This window comes from Amycolatopsis bullii, assembly GCF_014654205.1.
GTDB lineage: Bacteria > Actinomycetota > Actinomycetes > Mycobacteriales > Pseudonocardiaceae > Amycolatopsis > Amycolatopsis plumensis.
Map to the genome: position 1 here is coordinate 141,721 of NZ_BNAW01000017.1, position 6,630 is coordinate 148,350.

The window sequence follows — 6,630 nt, forward strand, 5'->3', positions numbered from 1 at the left end:
ACGTTCTCCTCGTTGACAACCGGAACGATCGCTCCGTATCGTCGTAAGCGGGCCCACCGTTCCGATTCAACGCCCAGTCTTCCAGGAGAATTCCGATGCCGCCTACCGTGTCCGAAATTGCCGAGTTGGTGCGAGACGGGTTGTCCGCTTTGGACGTCACGCCGTTCGGTGGTCTTTTCGCTGCTGATGCGGTGTACGAGGTGCCCTTCCTCGGCGAACGGATCGAAGGCCGCGATGCGGTGGTGGCCACGCTGGCGGCGGGGGGTGTCCGGGCGCGGTCGGCTGGGTTGACGAAGGCGCAGGTCACGACCACTTTGGCGGAGTCGGGATTCGTCGTGGAGCTGGTGGTCTCGGGGCCGGGGGTGGAGTTCCCGTCGTCGGTGGGCATCTTGACGGTCGCCGGCGGGGAGATCACGTCGTACCGCGACTATCCCAACGTGTCGGCGGCTTCGAAGCTCGCGCGTGCGGTGTTCGACCGGTTCCTCGCCGCCTCGGTGGAGAACCGCTGGGACGACCTCGCCGACCTGTACGCCGAAGACGTCACCCTCGAGATGCCCTTCACCCTCCCGGGCATGCCCCGCGTGACGAAGGGCCGCGAAGAGCTGCGCCGCCGTTTCCGCGCTGCCGCCGGTTCACGGCGGATCACCAAGGCCGAGAACGTCGTGGTCCACGAGACGGCCGACCCTTCGGTGCTGGTGGCGGAGTTCGACCTGCACCAGGAAGTCCGCGGGAGCGCGTTCGTGGCGGCCTACGTCATGGTGCTGACCGTCCAAAACGGCCTGATCACCCACTCCCGGGACTACACCGACACGGCCGCGGCGGCCGAACGGCTCAAGGCGTGGTCGCCCGCTGGCTCGACGGCGGGATGAACAGCCGCTCGAAGGTGCTCACCGCGTGGTCCCACACCCCCGGCACCAACAGCACCCCGAGCAGCGCGAACACCGGGAAGATCAGCCGCTTCTCGACCTTCTTGCCCGTCCGGAACCGCAGCACGCGCGGCGGCCGGATCTCGTACCACGTCTCGCCCGCGATCGGGATCGGGAACAGGAACGGGCACCCGGCTTCGGTCAGCGCGTCACCCAGGCAGTGGGTCAGGCACCCGGCCGCGACCGCGATCCCGAGCCAGCCCGAAATGGACTCCAGCTCACCCGCCCGATCGGGTGGCGCCGTGAAGAACCACCACGCCACCGCGGCCCCGCTCACCGGGAGGAGCCAGTCGCCCAGTGCGCCTTCGGCCAGCATCAGCCCGAAGACGACCACGCCCACCACGGCCCAGGGGCCGCCCTCCGTGGTGCCCCACGACGTCAGCAGGCCGAGGCCGGCCGCGAACAGGACCGTGTGCGAGAGGTGGCGGTGCTTGCCGGAGACCTTCTCGTCCCGGGGGCCCTTCGTCAGCGCGTAGAAGCCCGCCGAGACGCGGCGCAGCACCCACGACAACGCGCCCGTCAGCCAGCCGAGGAGGCGGGACGCGCTCGCGCCGGGGTGGTCGAGGTCGGGCAGCAGGGCGAACCCCGCCGTGGTCGCCGCGAAGACGACCGCCTGGTGCACCGAACCCGCCCCCACCGCGGGCGCCAGGGCCAAGCCCGCGCACCAGCCGGTCAGGGCGTGCGTCCGCCCCATCATCGTGCCGTCCCCCAGGTCCGCGAACGAAAATCAGTCCGCGGAACCGTAGCGGGCGGTCAGGCTTGGGGGTCCTCCGACACGCTCAGGTGTTCGGCCACGCCGGTGAGCTCGATCACGCGGCTCACCGCGGGGCTGGGGACGACCGCGAGTTCGACGTCCTGCTCGCCGGCCTGGCGTTGTGCGCGGAGCACCACGTTCAGCGCGGAGGAATCGAAGAAGGTCACCCCGGTCAGATCGGCCACGACCCGCTGCGCGCGCTTGTCCGCGATCAGCCCCGCGAGGGCCTCCTGCAGCTGCGGGCTGGTGAGCAGGTCGAGCTCGCCGGTGACCACCACCCGGGGTTCCGTCGCGTCGGTGTCCAGCGTGATGCCGAACCCGGGCGGGGTGGCGTTCTGGTCGGCTGCGGGCATGCAGTTTCTCCTCGTCAGGCGCTGCTCCTGCGCCGGGTACGCGCCTGCTGTCTCAAGCGGCAACCGTGTCACCGTGCCTTCCCAAAGCTCGCGCCGGGCACGGTCAAGGCAACTCCGGGGCCAACCCTAACCCAGGATGCGACCGCGCCCGCCACGGCCGCCGCCCTTTCGCGTGTACTGCTCACCGACGATCAAATCCTGCCTGCTCAGCGCTCTGCTCAGTGCGCACTCATCGTCTTGCGCGCCGCCCGGCGCTGGCGCAGGAAGAGCTGCCGCCGTTCGATCTCGCCAAGGCCGCCCCAGATGCCGTACGGCTCCTGTACGGTCATCGCGTGCTTGCGGCACTGAGCCAGGACCGGGCAGGCCTGGCAGATCGCCTTCGCCCGCGCCTCCCGTCGCTCCCGCGCCGAACCCCGCTCGTTGTCCGTGTGGAAGAACAGGCTGCTGTCCGCACCCCGGCAGGAGCCGCGCAGCTGCCATTCCCACTCTTCGGCAACCACGTTGGGCAGCCGGCTCACGTCAGCCATGTCGTCCCCGCCTTTCCCAGGATCAGCACGTCGACCGCTACATGCCCGCCGGTGGAGCGGATCAAACCCGGGTTTGGTTTGCTCACACCACGGGCATCTCGCTGACCGGGCGTGGAAGACACCGCCGATCCCCTGGAGCGCGAGCCGGAGAAAGGAACAAACGTGGAGGACAACGCCCCGCTCGTCCCGGAAGGCGCGCAGGTCATCGAGGTGCGGACGGCCGCGATCCCGCACGTGGTGCCCACGCTGCGAACCATCGTGGCCGACATCGCGATGCGCCAGGACTTCGACCTCGACGCCGTCGAGGACCTCCGGATGGCGGTGGACGAAGCCTGCTCGCTGCTGCTCCCCGCCAGCGCGGACGGCCGGCTGACGTGCGTCTTCTCCTGGAGCGGGCCGCGCATCGAGGTCTCCGTGTCGGTGCTGGCCGACAGCGCCGACCACGAGGACGACGCCGGCCTGTCTTGGCAGCTGCTGACCGCCCTCGCGACGACCGCCGAGCGCACCATCACGCCGGAGAACGGCCGTTACCTGTCGCGAGTGGACCTCGTCCGGGAGAGCCAGGCGGCGGACTCGTGAGCGATCCCGCCGGGAGCACCGGGGGCGACCTCGACGTCGGCGCGCTGTTCAGCCGTCTCGCCGCCCTGCCGGCGGACTCGCCGGAGCGTGACCGCATCCGCGACACCCTCGTGCGCGCGCACCTGGAGCTGGCGCGGAACCTCGCCCGCAAGTTCCGCAACCGCGACGAGGCGATGGAGGACCTGGTCCAGATCGCCACGGTCGGGCTCATCCACGCCGTCGACCGGTTCGACCCCGAACAGGGGACGGACTTCCTCGCGTTCGCCGTGCCGACCATCTCCGGCGAGCTGCGGCACCACTTCCGGGACAACAGCTGGTCGGTCCGGGTGCCGCGGCGGCTCAAGGAGCTGAACGCGAACATCTCCGCCGCGCGCGAAGAGCTCACCGTGCAGCTCTCGCGCGCCCCGAAGCCGAGTGAGATCGCCGCGCGGCTCGGGGTGCCGATCGAGGACGTCTACGAGGGTCTCCGCGCCGGCCAGGGCCGGTACGGCGCGTCGCTGGACCACCTGCTGGAGAACGCGGCGCACACGCGCTTCGGAGCGCCGGACGCCGAGCTGGGCCAGGCCGAGCTGCGCGAGGCGCTGCGCCCGATGCTGGAGAGCCTGCCGGAGCGGGAGCGCAAGATCGTCGCGCTGCGGTTCGGCTCGGGGATGAGCCAGTCGGACATCGCCCGGCGCGTCGGGGTGTCCCAGATGCAGGTGTCACGGCTGCTGGCCGCGACGCTGAAGAAGCTGCGGTCCGGCCTGGACGAATCCGAGCTGGCCGACGGCACCTGATTAGGCCATCCGCCGCGTGGGTACTTGGCGGGCGGACCGAACTCACTGGGAGGGGGACCGGATGACGACGTCGAGAATGCCGCAGCGTTCCGCCGCGGCGGCCGCCTCGCTGAGGGTGCTCCTCCCGGCCGATGTCACGGCACCGGCGCTGGCGCGGCACGAGGTGCGGACGGCGCTGCTCCGGCTCGGCGTGCCGGAGCAGCCGCTCGAGGACATCCTGCTGGCGACGTCGGAGCTGGTCACCAACGCCTTCGAGCACGGCGAACGGCCCCAGCGGCTCGAGCTGGAGCACGCGGCGGGCCGGTTGACGCTGCGGGTGCACGACACCGGCGGGATGCTGCCCGAGCTGCGGGCGCCGTCGCCGGCCGAAGCGCGCAGCCGCGGGCTCGTCCTGGTCCAGGCGCTGTCGCTGGACTGGGGCTTCGAACGCTGCCCCGGCGGCAAGTACGTCTGGGCCGTCTTCGCGCTGCCGGACGCCTGAGTCAGCGCTCCAGCAGCTCCCGCGCGGCGGCGGTCTCCGCGATCCGCTGCCGGAACGGCTTCCGCTCCAGCGCCTCGACGATCGCCGCCAGCACCCCGCGCAACGGGTAGGGCAGCTCGGCCTCCAGTGCCTCCGACGCCTCGGTGGTGGCCGTCCACTCCGCCTCGATCAACGGCAGCAGGCCGCGCGTCTTCTCGGTGAGCGACACGATGCGCTGCCGGGCGTCCGCGCCCGGTTCGAGGGCGACGAGTCCCGCCCGGCCCATCTGCGCGACGGTCTGGCTGGCGGCCGAGTGCGTCACGCCGATCTCCGCGGCGAGGTCGCGGATGGCCAGCGGGCCGCGGGCGAGCAGCGCCCGCACCACCGGCGAGTACCGCGGGCGGTAGTCGTCGAGGCCGATGTCGGCGAGGAACTTCGCGATGTCGGTCTCGAAGATCTCGAGGACGTGCCGCATCCGGGTCCCCAGCCCGTCCGGACCCGATGTCATCGCCATGACGGCCGATCATAGGCGCGCCGCGTGTGCTTGGATCGCGACATGGAGAACCGGAAGATCGCCCGCCTGGGCCGTGAGGTGTCCGTCGTCGGGCTCGGCTGCTGGCAGCTCGGGGCGGACTGGGGCGAGGTCGACGAGAACGACGCGCTGGCCGTGCTGCACGCGGCGGCCGACAACGGTGTCACCTTCTTCGACACCGCGGACGTCTACGGCGACGGCCGCAGCGAGCGGCTGGTCGGCCGGTTCCTCGCCGAGCGCGGGGACGTCTTCGTCGCGACCAAGATGGGCCGCCGGGTCGAGCAGGTGCCGGAGAACTACGTCGCCGCGAACTTCCGCGAGTGGAACGACCGGTCGCGCCGCAACCTCGGCGTCGACACGCTCGACCTCGTCCAGCTGCACTGCCCGCCGACGCCGGTGTACTCCTCCGACGCGGTGTACGACGCCCTGGACGCGATGGTCGAGGAAGGCCGGATCAAGGCGTACGGCGTCAGCGTCGAGACGGCCGAAGAGGCCCTGACCGCACTGGCGCGGCCGCACGTGGCTTCCGTCCAGATCATCCTCAACTGCCTGCGCCTCAAGCCGCTGGAGCGCGTGCTGCCCGCGGCGGTGGAGGCCGGCGCCGGGATCATCGCGCGGGTGCCGCTGGCGTCCGGCCTGCTGTCCGGCCGCTACACCGCGGACACGAAGTTCGCGGAGAACGACCACCGCAACTTCAACCGCCACGGCGAGGCGTTCGACGTCGGCGAGACGTTTTCCGGCGTGCCGTACGAGGTCGGTCTGGAGGCCGTCGAGCGGCTGCGCGGGCTCGTGCCGTCCGGTCAGACGCTCGCGCAGTTCGCGCTGCGCTGGATCATCGACCAGCCGGGCGTCAGCACGGTCATCCCGGGTGCCCGCAACGCAGAGCAAGCTGCGGCGAACACCGCGGCGGCTTCCCTTCCGCCGTTGTCCGCCGAAGCGCAGGCCGGCGTCCGCGAAACCTACGACGAGCTCATCCGGCCGCTGGTGCACGACCGCTGGTGAGCCCGGCATGATGGGCCGATGATGACGCCCGAAGAGCTGCTGACCACCACCAGGACCGTCCGCAAGCGCCTCGACCTCGAGCGCCCGGTGCCGCTCGACCTGGTCAAGCACTGCGTGCAGGTCGCGCTCCAGGCGCCGAGCGGCTCGAACACCCAGCGGTGGCAGTGGCTGGTCGTCACCGACGCGGGACAGCGGGCCGCCCTCGGCGAGATCTACCGCCGGGCGTGCCACGAGTACCTGGACTCCCCGAACGCCGCGGCCAAGCTGTTCGCGGACGACCCGGCGCGGGCCCGGGCCCAGCAGCGGGTCGGCGACAGCATCGCGTACCTGGCCGACCGGATGGGTGACGTCCCGGTGCTGGTGGTCCCCTGCCTGGAGACGGCGTCCTCGGAACTGCCGGCCGGGAACCAGGCGGGGCTGTGGGCGTCCCTGCTGCCCGCGGTGTGGAGCTACGTGCTGGCGGCCCGCTCGGTGACGCTGGGGACGGCGTGGACGACGCTGCACCTCAAGTACGAGCAGGAGGCGGCGGAGGTGCTGGAGCTCCCGAAGAACGTCCACCAGGCCGCCCTGATCCCGACGGCGTTCTACACGGGCGAGACGTTCAAGCCGGCGGCGCGGCAGCCGCTCGAAGAGGTCCTGCACCTCGACCGCTGGTGACCAGTCTGCCGCGGCTGGTCGTGAGTGCTAAGGCGGGTCAGAACCCGCCTTAGCACACACGACC

10 protein-coding genes are annotated in these 6,630 nt (G+C 71.3%); 6 read left to right on the forward strand and 4 right to left on the reverse strand.

The features are described from left to right. The first annotated feature begins 95 nt into the window (after positions 1–95). On the forward strand, positions 96–869 hold the full coding sequence (locus tag IE317_RS20875) for a nuclear transport factor 2 family protein (protein WP_191312548.1): 774 nt from the start codon (positions 96–98) through the stop codon (positions 867–869). Here the strand turns inward: IE317_RS20875 and IE317_RS20880 are convergent. From IE317_RS20880 to IE317_RS20890, 3 genes are all read right to left on the reverse strand, one after another. Further along, positions 832–1,620 (reverse strand): metal-dependent hydrolase, encoded by a 789-nt coding sequence (locus IE317_RS20880; protein WP_191312580.1) that lies wholly within the window; start codon positions 1,618–1,620, stop codon positions 832–834. The genes IE317_RS20875 and IE317_RS20880 overlap by 38 nt on opposite strands. 59 nt (positions 1,621–1,679) lie before the next feature. Then, on the reverse strand, positions 1,680–2,033 hold the full coding sequence (locus tag IE317_RS20885; RefSeq protein WP_003078104.1) for an STAS domain-containing protein: 354 nt from the start codon (positions 2,031–2,033) through the stop codon (positions 1,680–1,682). A 218-nt stretch (positions 2,034–2,251) separates the two neighbouring features. Then, positions 2,252–2,560: a WhiB family transcriptional regulator gene (locus IE317_RS20890; RefSeq protein WP_013222241.1), complete on the reverse strand. Its 309-nt coding sequence runs from the start codon at positions 2,558–2,560 to the stop codon at positions 2,252–2,254. Between the two features lie 162 nt (positions 2,561–2,722). Here IE317_RS20890 and IE317_RS20895 point away from each other — a divergent pair, with 162 nt between their 5' ends. The 3 genes from IE317_RS20895 to IE317_RS20905 all read left to right on the forward strand — a co-directional run bounded on the left by IE317_RS20895 (position 2,723) and on the right by IE317_RS20905 (position 4,396). Then, the gene (locus IE317_RS20895; protein ID WP_191312550.1) at positions 2,723–3,139 is read left to right on the forward strand and encodes an anti-sigma factor; all 417 of its coding nucleotides are present in this window, start codon (positions 2,723–2,725) and stop codon (positions 3,137–3,139) included. Next, the gene (locus IE317_RS20900; RefSeq protein ID WP_191312552.1) at positions 3,136–3,915 is read left to right on the forward strand and encodes a SigB/SigF/SigG family RNA polymerase sigma factor; all 780 of its coding nucleotides are present in this window, start codon (positions 3,136–3,138) and stop codon (positions 3,913–3,915) included. Before IE317_RS20895 ends, IE317_RS20900 begins: the two co-directional genes overlap by 4 nt. Positions 3,916–3,976: 61 nt before the next feature. After that, complete coding sequence (locus IE317_RS20905) at positions 3,977–4,396, forward strand: ATP-binding protein (RefSeq protein ID WP_191312554.1); 420 nt, start codon at positions 3,977–3,979, stop codon at positions 4,394–4,396. Position 4,397: 1 nt separating this feature from the next. On the opposite strand, the gene IE317_RS20910 is transcribed toward IE317_RS20905, so the two are convergent. Continuing rightward, entirely contained in the window at positions 4,398–4,889 is a 492-nt protein-coding gene (locus tag IE317_RS20910) for a MarR family winged helix-turn-helix transcriptional regulator (protein WP_191312556.1), read from the reverse strand. 42 nt (positions 4,890–4,931) lie between these two features. Here IE317_RS20910 and IE317_RS20915 point away from each other — a divergent pair, with 42 nt between their 5' ends. Then, positions 4,932–5,909, forward strand: coding sequence for an aldo/keto reductase (locus IE317_RS20915; protein ID WP_191312558.1), 978 nt, complete (start codon positions 4,932–4,934; stop codon positions 5,907–5,909). A gap of 18 nt (positions 5,910–5,927) precedes the next feature. Further along, complete coding sequence (locus tag IE317_RS20920; protein ID WP_191312560.1) at positions 5,928–6,566, forward strand: nitroreductase family protein; 639 nt, start codon at positions 5,928–5,930, stop codon at positions 6,564–6,566. Positions 6,567–6,630: the final 64 nt, after the last annotated feature.

What these genes read in the sequence shown, in the direction of transcription:
- IE317_RS20875 (WP_191312548.1), top strand. Translation starts at nt 96, where the DNA reads ATGCCGCCTACCGTGTCCGAAATTGCCGAGTTGGTGCGAGACGGGTTG.
- IE317_RS20880 (WP_191312580.1), bottom strand. Translation starts at nt 1,620, where the DNA reads ATGGGGCGGACGCACGCCCTGACCGGCTGGTGCGCGGGCTTGGCCCTG.
- IE317_RS20885 (WP_003078104.1), bottom strand. Translation starts at nt 2,033, where the DNA reads ATGCCCGCAGCCGACCAGAACGCCACCCCGCCCGGGTTCGGCATCACG.
- IE317_RS20890 (WP_013222241.1), bottom strand. Translation starts at nt 2,560, where the DNA reads ATGGCTGACGTGAGCCGGCTGCCCAACGTGGTTGCCGAAGAGTGGGAA.
- IE317_RS20905 (WP_191312554.1), top strand. Translation starts at nt 3,977, where the DNA reads ATGACGACGTCGAGAATGCCGCAGCGTTCCGCCGCGGCGGCCGCCTCG.
- IE317_RS20910 (WP_191312556.1), bottom strand. Translation starts at nt 4,889, where the DNA reads ATGGCGATGACATCGGGTCCGGACGGGCTGGGGACCCGGATGCGGCAC.
- IE317_RS20915 (WP_191312558.1), top strand. Translation starts at nt 4,932, where the DNA reads ATGGAGAACCGGAAGATCGCCCGCCTGGGCCGTGAGGTGTCCGTCGTC.
- IE317_RS20920 (WP_191312560.1), top strand. Translation starts at nt 5,928, where the DNA reads ATGATGACGCCCGAAGAGCTGCTGACCACCACCAGGACCGTCCGCAAG.